This is a genomic window from Mesorhizobium sp. M1338 (assembly GCF_040318045.1).
GTDB lineage: Bacteria > Pseudomonadota > Alphaproteobacteria > Rhizobiales > Rhizobiaceae > Mesorhizobium.
This window is the reverse complement of sequence record NZ_JAMYLL010000005.1, coordinates 17,154-34,881: the sequence shown is the minus strand read 5'-3', so window position 1 is coordinate 34,881 and position 17,728 is coordinate 17,154. Positions and strand designations below refer to the sequence as shown.

Genomic DNA, 17,728 nt, shown 5'->3' with positions numbered 1-17,728 from the left:
CATTGAATCGTCCGCATAGCTGTAATCAAGCTTTAGGGCGGCGTAAACCTGATATAGACCCCCACCGCACCGAGACGAGGACTATTGCCAACGATTTGATCGTTCAGACGCTGGCGAGCGCGGTCTGCTTTTCAACCGGTGTCGTGGAGCGGCGCTTGCCAAAGGCGCGCAGGAAGGTGCGCACGCCATTCGTCGCGGATTGCACAACTTCCTCCTCGCTCGGCGAGCCGCCAAGCATGAAGGTCGTCTGCAGTTCGGCATTGACGAGGCCAAGGAACTGGCGTGCCGCCACATCGGGGTCCTCGATCGCGAGGTAACCGCCATAGGCAAGGCGGGCAAAGCGGGCGGCGATCGCCGGCCATGTCCTGCCCGGTCCCTGTTCGCGCCACTCTGCAAACAGTTCGGGATAGCGCTCGCCTTCGGTCTGGATCAGCTTGCGCAGGAATTTTCCGTCGCGGCTGCAGATGCAGTTCTGGTTCAAGCGCACGGCAAAGCCGATCAGATCCGCTTCGAGATCCTTGGGCTGATCGGGGAAGGTGGCGATGGTGGCGAAGATGCCGGCATTGCAGCGTTCGGTCAGATCACGAACTATCGCGACGAACAATTTCTCCTTGTCACCATGATGATTGTAGATGGTCTGGCGCGAGACGCCGGCCTCGGCGGCGATCAGATCGATGTTGGCGCCGGCGAACCCTTCGCGGCAAAACACGGCAGCCGCGGAATCGACGATCGACAAACGCTTGGCCTCATGGCCGCGTGGCGGGAAAGTGTCAGGAGAAACGTGCAGCTTCATAAAAATCTATATAGAGGTGATTGACGAATTAGACAAGACTGTCTAAATTTGTGGACATAACATAAAGAGATTTCGCCCGCTGAGACGAATAAAATTCGCTCTTGGGTGTCGGAATCTCATGGGATGGAACGTCCTAAGGTTAGACGTCGCCCGCGGCGGCAACCAGACTTGAAAGAAGCCTATATCATGAGTCCCAAATTCCTCCGCATAGCGGTCGTGCTCGGCCTGTTGTCCGCCATCGGCCCGTTCGCCATCGACATGTATCTGCCCGCATTGCCGTCGATCGGCGCCGATCTCAACGCCGGCACCGCTTCCGTGCAGATGAGCCTGTTGATCTTCTTCCTGTCGATGGGCTTCGGCCAGATCGTCGTCGGGCCGATCTCGGACATGGTCGGCCGCAAGCTGCCGCTTTATGGCGGCCTTGCGCTGTTCATGGTCGGCGGCATCGGGTCGGCAATGGCGCCGACCATCGAATGGCTGATCGCCTTCCGCTTCCTACAAGGGCTTGGCGCCAGCGCCGGCATGGCCGTTCCGCGCGCCATCGTTCGCGACCTGCATACCGGCAATGAGGCCGCCAAGCTGATGTCCTTGCTGATGCTGGTGTTTTCGGTGTCGCCGATCCTGGCGCCGCTGACCGGCAGCCAGATCATCGAGAATTTCGGCTGGCGCGCCGTGTTCTGGACGGTGACGGGCGCGGCACTGCTGGCCACCATCCTTTTGGCAACCTCGCTCAAGGAGACGCGGCCGGTGGAAGACCGCGCCGGATCCTCCTTCGGCACCGCGCTGTCGGGCTATCGCTTGCTGATGGGTGATCGCAACTTCCTCGGCCTGACGGCGATCGCCGGCTTCGGCATCGCGAGCTTCTTCGTCTATCTGTCGAGTTCGTCATTCATCCTGATCGATCATTACGGGCTGTCGCCCTCGGTCTACAGCGTATTCTTCTCGATCAATGCGGTTGCCTTCATCGGCATGTCGCAGATGACGGGATTGCTGGCCGAGCGGTTCGGCCTGCGGCGCGTGGTGCGCGTCGCGGTGACCGGCTATGCAACGACGATGGTGGTGCTGTTCGCGGTGATGGCGACCGGCATCGACCGGCTCGACGTGATGGCGGCACTGCTGTTCGTCGGCTACGGCTTCCTCGGTCTGGTCATCCCGACCACTTCGGTGCTGGCCATGGAAGAACATGGCGAGATCGCCGGTACGGCTTCGGCGCTGATGGGCACGCTGCATTTCGCCATCGGCGCACTCGCCATGGGCGTTGCCGGCGTGTTCTTCGACGGCACGCCGCTGCCGATGGTGGCCGGCATCACGCTGTGCGCGGTGATCTCGTTCACGCTGGCCAAGGTCACGCTCGGCCGTTCGCGCGAAACCGTCCAGGCCCCGGCGGAATAAACACTCGCCATTCCAAACAAAGGGCCGGGTTCTCCCCGGCCTTTTTCATATCGATCCTGCCTCGGCGAGCACGAAGCGCAACCGCTCCTCGACCGGTGCCAAAGGTAGCGGGACCGTTCGTAGCCACGTTCCGTATAGACGCCGACCAGTGCATGACAGGTGCGTACGGCCTCATCAGGCGTCTGCTTACGCTCCTCATCCTGCGCGAAGATCTCCGGCCATGGCGGGGCGACGAAGACGGGCGGGCTGGAGCGGAAACGTTTCGCTGCGCAACTGACATGCTGGGGCACCGGCAGGCCGCTCAGCCTGAGATAGCCAAGCGTGTCCGGCACGCCGCGATCGAAGAAAACAGGGCGCCCGGTCTGTTCTCGCGCAATTTGATACGAGCGCATCTCCCATGACAGCATCAATTCGGCGAATAGCGTGCGATCATGCCAGGGCAAAGCGAGTCCGCCAATGGCGGACTGGTCGCGGATGATGCCGCGCCCGGCTTCGACGGAAGCCGGCCCGGCGCAAGGCCTCGATCAAGGTGGTCTTGCCGGAGCCTGGATCTCCGGTCAGCATGAAGAATCGATCGGAATCGCTTCCGCATTTATCCATGGAGAGGCGCGCGAGGTGCCGCGCCTCGGCGGCTGACAGGTCGCACAAGGATTTGCCTGGACTGGGAGCTGCCGTTGCGCGTGACGCATATCGAAGGAGGAGTGAGAAGTGGAGGTTTCTGTTGCCAGGTACCTCCGAACCCCGCCTAGAAGTGCGAACCCCTAGGGCTTGAATTGAAGCTATCGCACCGCTTACGCGGCGAGACGTGCTTCCGCATAGTTGTCATTTGCAACTACAGGTTTAGCCCGATAACGGTGGTACCATGCCGGGCAAAAGTACGATCTTTACACCTTCGTCGATCCTATTTCGCCCCCAGCAAAAACCGCTGTCGCCGACAGCGGCTTTTGGTGGAGGCGCCGGGTACCGCCCCCGGGTCCGAACGGCTTATTTCATCGCCCATTTATCGCCATAGTCGGTCAAGCCGACAAGACGAATATAGTGACCCATCGCAAGAAATGAAAGGCCGCAATGGCACTTTGTTCCCGTCAAAACCGCATCTCCAAAGGGTTGACTTGGGCGCGGTCTCCACCGAAGCTTTGCCACGGTGAGGAGTAGCCGACCTAAAGGCACAAGTTGCAGCAGCGCCACAGCCTCATCGATCGGATCCGTGGCGCCGACGAGGGGAATTTTGATGGCCGACTATCTTGCAGACGTGAAGAAATACGACGCTGGTGCCAGTGCGGATTCGGTCGAAAAGATCGTAAAGCACCTGGGCATCGCGCTCAGAAACCGTGATTCCTCGCTGGTATCCTGCACCGACCTGAAGGAGCTTGGGCGCGTCAGGGACAACTGGGTCGCCAAGAAACTCGGCATCAGCGACGCGGCGAAGGCCGATGCGGCAATCGAGAAGACTTGCAAGGCAATGGCTGCTGACAACACCAAGAGCCGGGTGACTTTTTACTACCTGGTCGCGAAAGACCTGGGCAAGCTCGGCTCCCTCTGAGACCTTTTGATAATTCTACTCTGGCAGCCGACTAGCGCGGTTTGCGGCGCTTCCGGTGCTCATGTACTTTAAGTACGCTCCGCTCCGGTTCTCGAAAACCAGGCCATTCGACTCGCCAGAGCGAATTCTGAAAAGGTCTCCACGCACCCGGCCCCGTCCGCGAAGATGGGGATGACTTCAGACAAGCGTGGCGTCAGCGCGCACATGAGCTATTATTGGTGAAATCTCGAATCGAGCCGGAACCGATGCGCCAATATCTCGACCTCCTGCAGCACGTGCTGGACAGCGGCGCCGATCGCGGCGACCGCACCGGCACCGGAACACGCTCAGTCTTCGGCTACCAGATGCGTTTCGACCTGGCACGCGGCTTTCCCGTCACCACCACCAAGAAGCTGCATCTCAAGTCGATCGTCCATGAACTTCTGTGGTTCCTGGCCGGCGACACCAACATCAAATACCTGACCGACCACGGCGTTTCGATCTGGGACGAATGGGCCGACGAGAATGGCGATCTCGGCCCGGTCTACGGCAAGCAATGGCGCTCCTGGCCGGATGGTCATGGTGGCTCGATCGACCAGATTGCAAATATTCTCAATGAGATACGCAAAAATCCTCAATCGCGGCGGCTGATCGTTTCTGCTTGGAACCCCGCCGAGGTCGAGGCGATGGCGTTGCCGCCCTGCCATTGCCTGTTCCAGTTCTACGTCTCGGAAGGCCGACTTTCCTGCCAGCTTTATCAGCGCTCCGCCGATATCTTCCTCGGCGTGCCGTTCAACATCGCTTCCTACGCCTTGCTGACCCTGATGGTGGCGCAGGTAACCGGGCTGAAACCCGGCGACTTCGTTCACACGCTTGGGGACGCGCATCTCTATTCCAACCATTTCGAGCAGGCGCGCGAACAGCTGCGGCGCACGCCTAGGGGGCTGCCCACGATGTGGATCAATCCGGAGGTGAAGGACCTCTTCGCCTTCCGATTCGAGGATTTCCGGCTGGAAAACTACGTCGCCGATGCGTCGATCAAGGCGCCGATCGCGGTATGACGGTCGACGAAGAGCAAGGAAGATAGATGGCTTCAGGATCGTTGGTAAGGACCGACATCGATGCCGGCATCAACCTAATTCGGGCTCTTGATGAAAAGGGATTTGGAGTTGCAGCCGCATTATGGTTGTACAACAGTGACGTCGACAATTGGCGCATGATCATCGCCTATCGAGGTCCACGAAAGGATCTTGAGAAGAAATATCTCGATGCAGCAACCATTGCCGCCGACTGGCGCAAGGCACGTCCTCAAGAACCTATTTTAGATCTTAGCAAGGTGAAGATCACATCAGCGGACGACCGGCTCATCGCCGGCTTAGGTATCGCCATGCGAGTTGATGGTCTAGGAGAGGTGCGATTTTCACATAACACCATCAATGGCATCTATGTCGAAGATGCCTTGATTCATAGGCTTGCCGCCTAGACCTTATTAAGACGTGGCCGATCAATCGATGCCGACCCTCACGTTCGAGGCCTTGTCCACGGCATAGGCCTGTTTGCCCTTCTCCAACTCGAGATCGGCGACGGACTCGTCGGTGATCGCGGTGACGATGGCACCGCCAATGTCGATCCTGGCATGCGAAGTGGTGCTGCCGGGCCTTCCCTTGTTATATTCATGCAGATATATCGGTGGGCAGGCTTCGAGCCGATCGGTTTCGAACCAGGGAGAGTTTTCCATGACGCGCAAGGGTTTTGGATTGAGGGCGATCGCCATTGGCGGTTTGGCGGCGACGTTGATGGCAGTGCCGGCAGCACACGCGGAAGACAAGGTGGTGGTGTTTGCCGCGGCCAGCCTCAAGGACGCGCTGGATGCGGTGAACAAGGCCTGCGAGGCCGATGTCGGCGAGGCGGCGACCGTCTCCTATGCCGCAAGCTCGGCGCTGGCCAAGCAGATTGAGGGCGGGGCACCAGCCGACGTCTTCATCTCGGCCGACCTCGACTGGATGAAATATCTCTCCGACAAGAAGCTGACCAAGCCGGACACCGAAGTGAAGCTTCTCGGCAACGAGATCGTGCTGGTGGCGCCGAAGGACTCGGCGGTTGAAACCAAGATCGAGAAAGGTTTTGACCTCGCCAAGCTGATTGGCGACGGCAGGCTGGCCATGGGCGACTTCAAGGCGGTGCCGGCCGGCAAATACGGCAAGGCCGCACTCGAATCGCTCGGCGTCTGGTCCTCGGTCGAGGGCAAGGTGGCGCAGGCCGAGAATGTGCGCGCAGCGCTGAAGCTGGTTTCGACGGGCGAAGCAGCCCTTGGCATCGTCTACGCCACCGACGCGCATGCCGAAAAAGGCGTCAAGGTGGTCGGCACCTTTCCGGAGGATTCGCATCCGCCGATCATCTATCCGGTTGCCCAGACCGCCGATTCGAAGGACAAGGATACGCCGGCTTTCCTGAAATGCCTGCGGTCGGCAAAGGCCGGCGCACTGTTCAAGGATCAGGGTTTTACCGTGCTCGCGCCGAGCAACTGAGTTCCAAGGGGCTTCATCTCGCATTATGAACTGGCTGCTGGACCTCACTCCCGACGAATGGAATGCGGTCCGGCTGTCGATCAAGGTGGCAACGGTGGCGATGCTCGCCAGCCTGCCGCCGGGCATATTGATCGCGTTGCTGCTTGCCCGGGGACAGTTCTGGGGCAAGACGCTGCTCAACGGACTGGTGCATCTGCCGCTGATCCTGCCGCCGGTGGTGACTGGTTATCTGCTGCTGCTGACCTTCGGCCGGCGTGGCCCGGTCGGCGCGTTCCTGGCCGAGCATTTCGGCATTGTTTTCTCTTTCCGCTGGACGGGTGCGGCGCTGGCTTGCGGCGTCATGGGCTTTCCCTTGATGGTGCGGGCGATCCGGCTTTCGATCGAGGCGGTGGACCGCAAGATGGAGGCGGCGGCGGGAACGCTCGGCGCCAATCCATCCTGGGTCTTCGCAACCATTACTTTGCCGCTGATCCTGCCTGGGCTGATCGCCGGCGCCATACTGTCCTTCGCCAAGGCGATGGGCGAGTTCGGCGCGACCATCACCTTCGTCTCCAACATTCCCAACGAGACGCAGACATTGCCGTCGGCAATCTACACCTTCACGCAGGTGCCGGGTGGCGATGAAGGGGCGCTGCGGCTGACGCTGATTTCCATCGTCATTTCCATGGCAGCACTTGTCGCCTCGGAAGTGTTGGCGCGGCGTCTCGGCCGGCGGATGGACATCGAATGAGCGTTCTCGTCGATATCGGCCATCGGCTGGGCGGTTTTGCCATCGTCGCCCGCTTCGAAAGCGCCGGACGGCTGACAGCCCTGTTCGGACCGTCGGGGTCGGGCAAGACGACGCTGATCAACATGATCGCCGGGCTGATCCGGCCCGACAAGGGGCGCATCGAGGTCGACGGCCGCGTGATGGTCGATACGGATGCTGGCATTTTCGTGCCGAAGCACAAGCGCCGCATCGGCATGGTGTTCCAGGATGCGCGGCTGTTTCCGCATATGAGTGTTGCCGGCAATCTGCGTTACGGCCGCTGGTTCACGCCGCCAGCGGAGCGCTATGCCGATATGGATGCCGTCGTCGACCTGCTCGGCATCGGCCCGCTCATGGATAGGCGACCGGCAAAGCTCTCGGGCGGCGAGAAGCAGCGTGTGGCAATTGGCCGGGCACTGCTAGCCAGCCCCGGATTGCTGCTCATGGACGAGCCGCTGGCCTCGCTCGATGAGGCGCGCAAGGCCGAGATCCTGCCCTATGTCGAGCGGCTGCGCGACGAGACGAAAATCCCGATCGTCTATGTCAGCCATTCCGTCGCCGAGGTGGCGCGGCTGGCCAGCGACGTGGTGATGCTGGCGCAAGGCCATGTCATCGCCAGCGGTCCGACCGAGGCGGTGATGCAAAGGCTCGACCTGCTGCCGGCGGAGGAACGCGGCGAGGGCGGTGCCGTGCTGGACACCAGGGTGCTGCGTCACGACGAGACTTTCGGCATGACCGTGCTCGGCTCGGCGGCAGGCGAGATCCGGGTGCCGCGGCTGGCGATGAAGGCGGGGGCGTCGGTGCGCATCCGTATACGCGCCCGCGATGTGATGATCGCCACCGAACATCCGGCAGGCCTCAGCGCGCTCAACATCCTGCCGGGAACCATTACCGCGATGAGCCCCGGTGAGGGCCCGGCGGTCGAGGTCGGCATCGACTGCAACGGCGCAACCGTGCTTGCCCGCATCACCGAACAGTCGCGGCACACGCTGAAGCTTCATCTCGGCGGCAAGGTTTTCGCGGTGGTCAAGACGGTGAGCTTCGACCGGGCCAACACCAGCGCCGGGCTGCCAGGTGAGGTGGATGGATGATCATCGCTATGTCTTTTTGGAATAGCGGTTTCGCCAAGGAGATTCTAGTATGGGATCAGGCGTGATCGCGGAGGAGCAAAAATGCCGTCGCTGAGCTTGCGGATAAATCTCGATCCCGACGGGCGCATCGGACCGGGCAAGATCGAGCTCCTGGAACAGATCGCCGCCTTCGGCTCGATCTCGGCCGCCGCGCGCGGCATGGAAATGTCCTATAAGCACGCCTGGGACCTCGTCGAGGACATGAACCGGGTGTTCGGCAAGCCACTGGTGGCGGCGCAGACCGGTGGCCGCAAGGGCGGCGGCGCGCAACTGACGGCCGCGGGGCTTGCGGTGGTCAGCCGCTTCCGCGCCATTGAGCGTGCGGCGGCTGCAGCGGCCGCGACGCATATGGAGGCATTGCAGGCGGAGATTGATGCGGGGTGAGGGCAAGGCAGTAGGCAGTAGGGCTTAATCCTCTCTACTGGGCTTGCGCAGCAGGTAGGTGTCCATGATCCAGCCCTTCTGCCGGCGGGCTTCCTCGCGGACTCGTTCGATCTCGGCGCCGACATCACCGAGACGGCCCGAAATGAGAATCTCGTCCGGCGTGCCGAGATAGGCGCCCCAATGGATGACGACATCCTTGTCGTCCAGCGTGTTGAAGGCGCATTTGCCGTCGAGCAGGACGACTGTGCTGTCGGCATTGTCGGCCAAGCCTTCCTGCGTCAGGCGCCGCCCGGTGGTGATCAGCACGGAATCGCCGATCCGGTTCAGCGCCATTTTGTGACTGGCGGCAAGCGACTGGACAGCGGTGATGCCGGGTATGACTTCCAGTTCGAACGCGACATTGCCTCTCAAGCGCACGCGCTCGAGGATGCGCAAGGCGCTGTCATAGAGCGAAGGATCGCCCCAGATCAGAAAGGCGCCGCAGCCATCCCCTGCAATCTCGTCGCGGATCAGGTTCTCGTAGATCGCGGCGATGGCTTCATGCCAGTCATCGACGGTCGAACGATAGGACGGTGCAGGCCCATCTTCTACTGGCAGGTCGCGCACCGGCACGTCGAATTCGACGCGGCGTGACTTCGGGTTGGTGACGAAGCGGTCGCAGATCTGGCGGCGCAGCTCGGCAAGCTCGTCTTTTTTCGTGCCCTTGTCGGGGATGAACAGTACATCAGCCCGGTTCAGGCCTGATATGGCCTGAACCGTCATATGGTCGGGATTGCCGGCGCCGATGCCGATGACGAGAAGCTTGCGCATGGGGCGAACTCCTGCCCGATCGGAACCTGTTAGTCCAGACCGCGCTGGTGCGTGTCCAGACCGCGCTGGTGCGTGTCCAGACCGCGCTGACACGCCCACAGGGTCGGAAGGCTTTGAAACGCTGGATTGAAACAGCTAGGGTCATGCAGGCATTCCAGTAGAGGGAGCTTCGATGTTGCGATTTGTTCTGACTGCAGCGCTGATGCTTTCAGCCGCGCCCGCATTCGCCAATGATTCGATTGCCGAACTTGGCACCGGCGGCCTGATCCTGTCGCGCAGCGATGCCGTGGCAATGCAAAGCGAGGACCTCTTCATCTCGCCGGAAAAAGTGACGGTCGACTACGTCTTCCACAACAACACCGATCGGGATGTCGACGCCATCGTCGCCTTCCCGATGCCCGACATCGAAGGCGATCCTGAAGAGAGGCCGGCGCTTCCCAACGACCAGAGCGACAATTTCCTCGGCTTCGAGGTGACGATCGATGGCGCACCGGCAAAGCCGCGGCTCGAGCAGAAGGTGTTGGCGCTCGGCATCGACATCGGCGCCGATCTGAAGGCGCAGAACGTGCCGTTTTATCCTTTCGGCGACGCGGCGAAGGCGGCGCTGGCCAAGCTGCCTCAAGCGGTTACCGATGACTGGGTCAACCGCGGCATCATCATCGAGGATACCGGCGGCGATGGCACCGAGACGAAGAAGATCTACACGCCGTTCTGGCAATTGCGTTCGACCTATTGGTGGCGCTCGACCTTTCCAGCCAACAAGGACGTCCACGTTTCCCACCGCTACAAGCCGAGCGTCGGGGGCACCTCTTCGGTCAGCTTTTTCTACGACGGCAAGTTCCAAGGGCAGTACGCGACCTACAAGACGCGCTACTGCATGGACGACACATTTGAGAATGCGGTGCGCAAGGCAGCCAAGGACGACCCCGACGGCTATTCAAAATATTATGAAAATCGGATCGCCTATATCCTGACCACAGGCGGCAACTGGGCGGCGGGTTCGATCGGCAAGTTCAAACTGACGGTCGACAAGGGCAATCCGAAAGCCCTGGTCTCGTTCTGCGGCGACAGTGTCAAAAAGGTCGGGCCGACGACATTCGAGATGACGGCGAATGATTTCGACCCGGAGCACGACATCGACATCCTGCTGCTGGTGCCGTCTGACAGAAATGGGGGGAATGCCAACTGATGCACGTCGCAATCTACGTTGCCATTGCCGAGAACGGCGTGATCGGGCGAGACGGCGGGTTGCCGTGGCGGCTGTCCACCGATCTCAAGCGATTCAAGGCCGATACGATGGGCAAACCCATAATCATGGGCCGCAAGACCTATGAAGGCATCGGCCGGCCGCTGCCTGGCAGGCTGAACATCGTGGTTACCCGCGACAAGGCCTGGCGCGCCGAGGGCGTCGAGGTCGCGCATTCGCTCGAAGCCGCGATCCAGCTGGCAACGGTGCGCGTGCGCTGCATGGCCGGTGTGGACGAAGTCTGCGTTATCGGCGGCGGCGAAATCTATGCCCAGGCGCTGCTGCTGGCCGACCGGCTGCACGTCACCCATGTGCTGGCAGCGGTCGACGGCGATGCGCATTTCCCGCTCATCGATCCGGATTCCTGGCTTGTCGTCAGCTCCCAGGACGTTCCAGCCGGAGAAAAGGACAGCCACGCGACGCGCTATACGATTTACGAGCGCCGCGCGAGACTTTGAATGACAAAAAGGGCATTGAAAGAAGACAAAGGGTCGCGACCGGACCAAATCGGACGAACTGGCAGCGCATCGCGTTGAAAGCGCCTCGCGGCGTCCCTATAGAAGAACATACTGGATTTTGCGCCGTAATGCCGGCGTTTGAGGGAATTCCAAGCGAAAGGACATTTATGCCCTGGAACGATAAAAGCGGCGGTGGCGGCGGCCCGTGGGGCGGCGGCGGCAACAATCAGGGACCCTGGGGGCAGGGACCCAAGGGACCGAGCGGCCCACAGGGCTCGCCTCCCGATCTTGAAGACATCATCCGCCGCGGCCAGGACCGGCTGCGGCGCGCCCTGCCGGGTGGCGGTGGCGCAAGCCCAGCCATTTTCGCGCTGATCGCGGCGGCACTTGTGGTGCTGTGGGCGTTCAAGGCGGTTTATACCGTGCAGCCCGACGAGGTCGCGGTCGAACTGCGCTTCGGCAAGCCAAAGACCGAGCTGTCGCAGCCCGGCCTGCATTTCCATTGGTGGCCGCTCGAAACGGTCGAAACGGCCAAGATTTCCGAGCAGCTCGTCGACATCGGCGGCGGCGGCGCGACGAGTGGCAACACGTCCGGACTGATGCTCACCGGCGACCAGAACATCGTCAACGTCCAGTTCTCGGTGGCCTATCAGGTCTCCGACCCGAGCGCGTATCTGTTCGACGTGTCCGATCCCGACGGCATGCTGCGGCAGGTTGCCGAAAGCGCCATGCGTGAAGCCGTCGGCCGCCGGCCGGCGCAGGACATCTTCCGCGACGATCGCCAGGGCATTGCCGCCTCGGTGCGTGAAATCATCCAGACGACGCTGGACGGCTACAAGGCCGGCCTCAACGTCAACGCCGTCTCGATCGAGGATGCGGCACCGCCACGCGAAGTGGCCGATGCGTTCGACGAGGTGCAGCGCGCCGAGCAAGACGAAGACAAGTTCGTCGAGCAGGCCAACCAGTACTCCAACCAGAAGCTCGGCCAGGCGCGCGGCGAGGCCGCACAGGTCCGCGAAGACGCGGCCGCCTACAAGAACCGGGTCGTGCAGGAAGCCGAAGGTGAGGCACAGCGCTTCATCTCGGTCTATGACGAATACGCCAAGGCGCCCGACGTGACACGCAAGCGCCTCTATCTGGAAACCATGGAGAGGGTTCTGAAGGATTCCAACAAGGTCATCGTCGAGCAGGGCAACGGGCAAGGGGTCCTTCCTTATCTGCCGCTGCCGGCATTGCAGCCGAAGACCCCGGCACCGGCCGCCCCTGGTGGCGTCACGGGAGGTAACCAGTGATGGCCAACCGTCTTCCCATCATCGTCGTCGCAGCAGTGGTCATCCTGTTCCTGCTCTATTCGTCGGTCTTCGTGGTCAATGCGCGCCAGCAGGCGCTGGTGCTCAGGTTCGGCGAGATCGTCGACGTCAAGAGCGAGCCCGGCATCTACTTCAAGGCGCCGTTCTCGTTCTTCGACGCCGATACGGTGCAGTTGATCGAGAACCGGGTGCTGCGCTTCGATCTCGACAACATCCGCGTCCAGGTGTCGGGCGGCAAGTTCTATGAGGTCGACGCCTTCATCGCCTATCGCATCTCGGATCCGCGCGTCTTCCGCTCCGCCGTGTCCGGTCAGATCGAACTGGCCGAAGCTCGGCTCAGGACGCGTCTCGACGCTGCCTTGCGCCGCGTCTACGGTCTGCGCGATTTCGAGGCCGCGCTCTCCGAACAGCGCGCCGTGATGATGCGTGAAGTCCGTGATCAGCTCAGGCCCGACGCCACCTCGCTCGGCCTGCAGATCGAGGATGTCCGCATTCGCCGCACCGATCTCACCGCCGAGGTTTCGCAACAGACCTACGATCGCATGAAGGCGGAACGCCTGGCGGAGGCCGCGCGACTGAGGGCACGCGGCAATGAAGCGGCACAGCGCATCACGGCCCGCGCCGATCGCGAAGTGGTCGAGATCGTTGCCGAAGCACAGAAAGAGTCGGAAATCCTGCGCGGCGAGGGCGAAGCCCAGCGCAGTGCCACCTTCGCGGGAGCGTATCAGCGCGATCCGGCCTTCTTCGATTTCTACCGGTCGATGAATGCGTATGGAGCGGCGCTGGACAACACCGGGACGACGATGGTGCTGTCGCCGAGCTCGGAGTTCTTCCGCTTCTTCCGCGATCCCGACGGTAAGGAAGGGCCGGCAAAGCCGACTTCGCCCGCGCCTGCTCCAACCGCTCCGGCGACGGCACCTGCCGCGCCGGCGGCACAGCCCAGCACCGGCCAGTAGCGGCCGGTGCAGGATTTTCTCGCCGCCATGGGTCTCGTCCTTGTCATAGAAGGTCTGGTCTATGGCGGCTTTCCCGGCCTTGCCAGGAAGCTTGCCACCGAAGTGTTGTCGCTGCCCGAGAACGCGTTGCGGATTGCCGGGCTGGCGGCGATCGCCATCGGCGTCGGGATCGTCTGGCTGGTGCGAGGCATATGAGGCCGGTGAGCTTCGGTTTTTGGGATACGAGCATCGATCCGGGATACGAGCATCGATCCCGGGGATAACGGATGATTTATCCTCTGCCGATGGTCATAGCCGCAAACGTGCCGTATTTTTTGCCAACATGGCGCGACGCGGCGTTTTCGTCGAAGCGCTTTTCTTTTCAGGAATACCGGGAGGCTTCTCGATGACATCCAATACAATCTTGCGCGCGGCACGGCGGACGTTCATCGCCGGCGCGGCGGCACTTCTTGTCAGCGCCGTCGCTGTCCCGTCGTCCGTGACGCCGACATTTGCCGCGGATGGGCCGGCTTCCGTCGCCGACCTGGCGCAAGGCCTGCTCGGCGCGGTGGTCAACATATCGACCTCGCAGACGGTGAAGGGCACCGAAGGTCCGGGCGCCGTGCCGATGCCGCAACTACCCGAGGGGTCGCCCTTCCAGGATTTCTTCGACGATTTCTTCAAGAACCGTGGCGGCGACAAGGACAACGGCGCGCAGAAAGTGCAGTCGCTGGGTTCCGGATTCGTCGTCGACGCCGAGCAAGGCATCGTCGTCACCAACAACCACGTGATCGCCGACGCCGACGACATCGAGGTCAATTTTTCCGACGGCGCCACCTTGAAGGCAACGCTGGTCGGCACCGACACCAAGACCGATGTCGCGGTGCTGAAGGTCGATCCGAAAGGACACAAGCTGACGGCGGTGAAGTTCGGCGATTCCACCAAGATGCGTGTCGGCGACTGGGTGATGGCGATCGGCAATCCGTTCGGCCTCGGCGGCACGGTGACGGTCGGTATCGTCTCGGCCCGCAACCGCGATATCAATTCCGGCCCCTATGACGACTTCATCCAGACCGATGCCGCGATCAATCGCGGCAATTCCGGCGGCCCGCTGTTCAACAGCGCCGGTGAGGTCATAGGCATCAACACCGCCATCATTTCGCCCTCTGGAGGCTCGATCGGCATCGGCTTCTCCATTCCCTCGCAGCTCGCCTCGGGCGTCGTCGACCAGTTGCGCCAGTTCGGCGAGACGCGGCGTGGCTGGCTCGGCGTGCGCATCCAGCCGGTCACCGACGACATCGCCGAGAGCCTCGGCATGGCGACCGCCAAGGGCGCGCTGGTCGCCGGCGTCATCAAGGGCGGACCGGTCGACAATGGCACCATCCAGGCCGGCGATGTCATCATCAAGTTCGACGGCAAGGACATCCATGAAATGCGCGACCTGCCGCGCGTCGTCGCCGAAAGCCCGGTCGGCAAGGCGGTCGATGTGCTGATCGTGCGTAAGGGCGTCGAGCAGACCGTGAAAGTGACGCTCGGCCGGCTCGAGGATGGCGAGAAGCTCACCAGCGGCGAGGAGGGTGGCAATACCGACCAGGACAAGGGTGACAAGGCCCCGGCCGTTTCCACGGCTTCGGTGCTCGGCATGACGGTCGGCGAACTGAATGAGGAGACGCGCAAGAAATTCAGCATTGCGGCCGATGTTTCCGGCGTCGTCATCACCGACGTCACCAAGGATTCTGCTGCCGCCGAGCGCGGCATCCAGCCAGGCGAGGTGATCACCGAGATCGCGCAGGAATCGGTCGCCACGCCCAAGGACGTCATGGACCGGATCGGCGCCTTGAAGGAACAGGGACGCAAGAATGCGCTGCTGATGCTGGCGTCGAAGACCGGCGAGCTCAGGTTCGTGACGATCCGGATGGACTGAAGCCCGGAAGATCCGGCAGAATTCTCATCTTGAGTGGACAGGGCGGCTAGGGGCCGCCCTTTTTTCTTTGTTCCCAGTTGGCGCGGGAGAGCCTGTAGAGGACATGCCGCTTGAGCGCCGGGTGACTGTCCGGGACGTCGGGATGGTCGAAGTCGCTGGCCGGGTCGGCACTCATGCCGAGGCGTTCCATCACGGCGATGGAGCGCCTGTTGTCGGCGACGGCGAAGGAGATAATCTCGCCGAGGCCAAGCCTTTCGAAACCGTAGGCAAGCCATGCCTCGGCCGCTTCGGTGACATAGCCCTTGCCCCAGAATTCAGGGGCCAGTCGCCAACCGATCTCGAAGGTGCCGGCCGGAAGGAATGGCAAATGATCTGTGTCGAAGAGGCCGATGAAGCCGATGCATTCTCCGGTGGCGACAATCTCGGCGGCGGTGAAACCGTAGCCATCCCTGGCGATCGAGGTCCGGAACTCGTTCATCTTGGCATCCGCGGCGGCCCGATCGCGGCGGAACGGAAAGAATTCCATCACCTGTTCTTCGGAATTGATCCGGTGAAACAGCGCGCGGTCACGATCCTCCCAGTTGCGCAGGATCAGGCGCTCGGTACGTATTGGTTTCATTGCACAAACTCTTCCTGCCTGTAGCCTTGCGCATAGAGCAGCGCGGTCAGGTCGCCATGGTCGATGCGGACCTTTGCCTGTGCCGCCACCGTCGGCTTGGCATGCAGCGCGACACCGGTGCCGGCCAGGCGAATCATGTCGAGATCGTTGGCGCCGTCACCTACGGCGATGGCGTCGGCAGGCGTCAGGCCGAGGCGCGCTGAAATTTCGAGCAGCGCGTCGGCCTTGGCGGCACGGCCGAGGATCGGCTCGCCGACCAGTCCGGTGAAGCGGCCATCCTGTTCGAGCAGGCGATTGGCGCGATTCTCCTGGAAGCCGAGCATGGCCGCGATGCGCGTCGTGAAGACCTCGAATCCGCCAGACACGAGTGCCGTCCAGGCGCCGTTGGCGCGCATGGTCTGAACCAGCGCGCGAGCGCCCGAGGCCAGGGTCAGGCGATTGGCGACGATGCGATCGACCACGGCCGCATCGAGTCCCTTCAGCAACGCCACCCGCTCGCGCAAGGCCGGTTCGAAGGCGATCTCGCCATTCATCGATCGCGCGGTAATTATGGCAACCCGATCCTTGAGGCCGATCTCGTCGGCCAGTTCGTCGATGCATTCCTGGTCGATCATGGTCGAATCCATATCGGCGATCAGGATTTTCTTGCGCCGGGTTTCCGCCTGCTGGACGATCACGTCGACCGCCTCGGTGGCGAGTACCGTGCGCAAGACGGCACTCGTATCGGCGGCGTCGGCTGCCTCAGGCAAGACAAGATCGCAGGCAATCCCTTCGGCCAGCCAGACAACAGCGCTTGCGCCGGCCGACCGTGACGCCATATTCGCAAGCGACAGCGACAAAGCGCGGTCGGCGGGATGGGATACAAGCGTGGCGATGAGCGGCATGGAACATTCCGGCGGACAGGCGGGCGAGGGCCGCGTGAAGAACGCGATCCTGATAGCCGGGCCGACCGCCAGCGGCAAGTCGGCGCTGGCGCTCGATCTGGCCGAGCGCAAGGGCGGCGTGATCGTCAACGCTGATTCCATGCAGGGCTATTCGGTGCTCGATGTGCTGACCGCCCGGCCGGAGGCGACCGACCTCGCCCGCGCACCACATTTCCTCTACGGCCATGTCCACCCGGCCGTAGCCTATTCCACCGGCGCATGGCTGCGCGACGTGATGAAGCTGATCGACGAGGGTGCGCTTTCCGAACGGCCAGCAATTTTTGTCGGCGGTACCGGGCTCTACTTCCGCGCGTTGGCCGAGGGCATTTCGGAAATGCCCGATATTCCGCAGCGGGTCCGGGACCGCTGGCGCTACGAACTGAAGGAGCAGGGCGCCGTCAAGCTGCACAGCCTGCTGCTGCGCGAGGATTCGGCGGCCGCCATGATGCTCAAGCCGACCGACAGCCAGCGCATCGTGCGCGCATTGGAGGTGCTCGACGCGTCGGGCCGTTCGATTCGGGAATGGCAGGCAGAACGCGGCCGGCCGCTCATCGACAGGGAGACCGCGCGTTTCTTGGTGATCGAGCCGGACCGGGCGGCGCTGGTCGGCCGCATCGAAAAACGCTTCGACCAGATGCTGGACAAGGGCGCGCTGGACGAGGTCAAGCTTCTATCGGCGCTTGGCCTCGATCCCGAATTGCCGGCGATGAAGGCGATCGGCGTTCGCGAACTGCAGGCCGCGGTCGCCGGAGAGATTGGCTTTCCCGAGGCGATCGAACGCGCCAAGATCGCGACCAGGCAATATGCCAAGCGGCAGACGACCTGGTTCAGGCATCAGCTGGGGCCGGAATGGCAAAGGGTGCGCCCCGGTGATGATGTGGAAACCACGATCTGACTGCTTATTTCCATTGCAACCTGAAAAGTTTACTTGCAAAGAAAGGTTCTCGTTGCGGTTGTCCAAATTAACCCTCCGTAAGCCCGCCCATGCCATAAGGTCAGTGGGCAC

At 62.2% G+C, this 17,728-nt stretch carries 20 protein-coding genes, 1 other RNA gene and 1 pseudogene; 15 read left to right on the top strand and 7 right to left on the bottom strand.

The annotated features are described in order from the left end of the window. Positions 1-103: 103 nt before the first annotated feature. The gene (locus NKH19_RS07135) at positions 104-793 is read right to left on the bottom strand and encodes a TetR/AcrR family transcriptional regulator (protein ID WP_352865213.1); all 690 of its coding nucleotides are present in this window, start codon (positions 791-793) and stop codon (positions 104-106) included. A 186-nt stretch (positions 794-979) separates the two neighbouring features. On the opposite strand from NKH19_RS07135, the gene NKH19_RS07130 reads away from it, so the two are divergent. Then, positions 980-2,185 carry a multidrug effflux MFS transporter gene (locus NKH19_RS07130; RefSeq protein ID WP_352865210.1) on the top strand — a complete coding sequence of 402 codons (1,206 nt, stop codon included), beginning with the start codon at positions 980-982 and terminating at the stop codon, positions 2,183-2,185. Between the two features lie 45 nt (positions 2,186-2,230). Here NKH19_RS07130 and NKH19_RS07125 read toward each other — a convergent pair. Continuing rightward, positions 2,231-2,785 (bottom strand): annotated as a pseudogene (locus NKH19_RS07125) (AAA family ATPase). A gap of 107 nt (positions 2,786-2,892) precedes the next feature. Beyond that, positions 2,893-3,250, bottom strand: a transfer-messenger RNA (tmRNA) gene (gene ssrA / locus NKH19_RS07120). A 166-nt stretch (positions 3,251-3,416) separates the two neighbouring features. Here ssrA and NKH19_RS07115 point away from each other — a divergent pair. The 3 genes from NKH19_RS07115 (at position 3,417) to NKH19_RS07105 (ending at position 5,190) form a co-directional block, all read left to right on the top strand. Continuing rightward, positions 3,417-3,728 carry a DUF2853 family protein gene (locus NKH19_RS07115; protein ID WP_352865208.1) on the top strand — a complete coding sequence of 104 codons (312 nt, stop codon included), beginning with the start codon at positions 3,417-3,419 and terminating at the stop codon, positions 3,726-3,728. Between the two features lie 245 nt (positions 3,729-3,973). Continuing rightward, positions 3,974-4,768 (top strand): thymidylate synthase, encoded by a 795-nt coding sequence (locus NKH19_RS07110; RefSeq protein ID WP_352865600.1) that lies wholly within the window; start codon positions 3,974-3,976, stop codon positions 4,766-4,768. A gap of 26 nt (positions 4,769-4,794) precedes the next feature. After that, entirely contained in the window at positions 4,795-5,190 is a 396-nt protein-coding gene (locus tag NKH19_RS07105; protein WP_127328913.1) for a hypothetical protein, read from the top strand. Between the two features lie 21 nt (positions 5,191-5,211). On the opposite strand, the gene NKH19_RS07100 is transcribed toward NKH19_RS07105, so the two are convergent. After that, on the bottom strand, positions 5,212-5,445 hold the full coding sequence (locus NKH19_RS07100; protein WP_352865205.1) for a TOBE domain-containing protein: 234 nt from the start codon (positions 5,443-5,445) through the stop codon (positions 5,212-5,214). Between NKH19_RS07100 and modA the strand changes: the two genes are divergently transcribed. The 4 genes from modA to NKH19_RS07080 all read left to right on the top strand — a co-directional run bounded on the left by modA (position 5,444) and on the right by NKH19_RS07080 (position 8,497). Next, entirely contained in the window at positions 5,444-6,235 is a 792-nt protein-coding gene (gene modA / locus NKH19_RS07095; RefSeq protein WP_352865202.1) for a molybdate ABC transporter substrate-binding protein, read from the top strand. The two genes, NKH19_RS07100 and modA, sit on opposite strands and share 2 nt — an antisense overlap. Before the next feature lie 25 nt (positions 6,236-6,260). After that, positions 6,261-6,965 (top strand): molybdate ABC transporter permease subunit, encoded by a 705-nt coding sequence (modB, locus tag NKH19_RS07090; protein WP_352865200.1) that lies wholly within the window; start codon positions 6,261-6,263, stop codon positions 6,963-6,965. Beyond that, on the top strand, positions 6,962-8,074 hold the full coding sequence (modC, locus tag NKH19_RS07085) for a molybdenum ABC transporter ATP-binding protein (RefSeq protein WP_352982076.1): 1,113 nt from the start codon (positions 6,962-6,964) through the stop codon (positions 8,072-8,074). The genes modB and modC overlap by 4 nt, the downstream gene beginning before the upstream one ends. Before the next feature lie 81 nt (positions 8,075-8,155). Continuing rightward, positions 8,156-8,497, top strand: coding sequence for a winged helix-turn-helix domain-containing protein (locus tag NKH19_RS07080; protein WP_352865195.1), 342 nt, complete (start codon positions 8,156-8,158; stop codon positions 8,495-8,497). A 24-nt stretch (positions 8,498-8,521) separates the two neighbouring features. Here the strand turns inward: NKH19_RS07080 and cobF are convergent, their stop codons facing one another. Then, positions 8,522-9,307, bottom strand: coding sequence for a precorrin-6A synthase (deacetylating) (gene cobF, locus NKH19_RS07075; protein WP_352865194.1), 786 nt, complete (start codon positions 9,305-9,307; stop codon positions 8,522-8,524). A gap of 172 nt (positions 9,308-9,479) precedes the next feature. On the opposite strand from cobF, the gene NKH19_RS07070 reads away from it, so the two are divergent. The 6 genes from NKH19_RS07070 (at position 9,480) to NKH19_RS07045 (ending at position 15,180) form a co-directional block, all read left to right on the top strand. Then, positions 9,480-10,496, top strand: coding sequence for a DUF4424 domain-containing protein (locus tag NKH19_RS07070; protein ID WP_352865192.1), 1,017 nt, complete (start codon positions 9,480-9,482; stop codon positions 10,494-10,496). Then, complete coding sequence (locus NKH19_RS07065; protein WP_352865190.1) at positions 10,496-11,011, top strand: dihydrofolate reductase; 516 nt, start codon at positions 10,496-10,498, stop codon at positions 11,009-11,011. Before NKH19_RS07070 ends, NKH19_RS07065 begins: the two co-directional genes overlap by 1 nt. Before the next feature lie 167 nt (positions 11,012-11,178). After that, positions 11,179-12,303, top strand: a complete 1,125-nt coding sequence (hflK, locus tag NKH19_RS07060) for an FtsH protease activity modulator HflK (protein ID WP_352865187.1) — start codon at positions 11,179-11,181, stop codon at positions 12,301-12,303. Beyond that, the gene (gene hflC, locus NKH19_RS07055) at positions 12,303-13,277 is read left to right on the top strand and encodes a protease modulator HflC (protein ID WP_352865185.1); all 975 of its coding nucleotides are present in this window, start codon (positions 12,303-12,305) and stop codon (positions 13,275-13,277) included. Before hflK ends, hflC begins: the two co-directional genes overlap by 1 nt. 6 nt (positions 13,278-13,283) lie before the next feature. Then, positions 13,284-13,472 carry a DUF2065 domain-containing protein gene (locus NKH19_RS07050; protein WP_352658533.1) on the top strand — a complete coding sequence of 63 codons (189 nt, stop codon included), beginning with the start codon at positions 13,284-13,286 and terminating at the stop codon, positions 13,470-13,472. Positions 13,473-13,662: 190 nt separating this feature from the next. Continuing rightward, positions 13,663-15,180: a DegQ family serine endoprotease gene (locus NKH19_RS07045; protein ID WP_352865182.1), complete on the top strand. Its 1,518-nt coding sequence runs from the start codon at positions 13,663-13,665 to the stop codon at positions 15,178-15,180. Between the two features lie 46 nt (positions 15,181-15,226). On the opposite strand, the gene NKH19_RS07040 is transcribed toward NKH19_RS07045, so the two are convergent. Then, entirely contained in the window at positions 15,227-15,799 is a 573-nt protein-coding gene (locus NKH19_RS07040) for a GNAT family N-acetyltransferase (RefSeq protein WP_352883630.1), read from the bottom strand. Next, the gene (gene serB, locus NKH19_RS07035; protein ID WP_352865180.1) at positions 15,796-16,683 is read right to left on the bottom strand and encodes a phosphoserine phosphatase SerB; all 888 of its coding nucleotides are present in this window, start codon (positions 16,681-16,683) and stop codon (positions 15,796-15,798) included. The genes NKH19_RS07040 and serB overlap by 4 nt, the downstream gene beginning before the upstream one ends. Between serB and miaA the strand changes: the two genes are divergently transcribed. After that, entirely contained in the window at positions 16,673-17,617 is a 945-nt protein-coding gene (gene miaA / locus NKH19_RS07030; protein ID WP_352865177.1) for a tRNA (adenosine(37)-N6)-dimethylallyltransferase MiaA, read from the top strand. The genes serB and miaA overlap by 11 nt on opposite strands. The last annotated feature ends 111 nt before the right edge of the window (positions 17,618-17,728 follow it).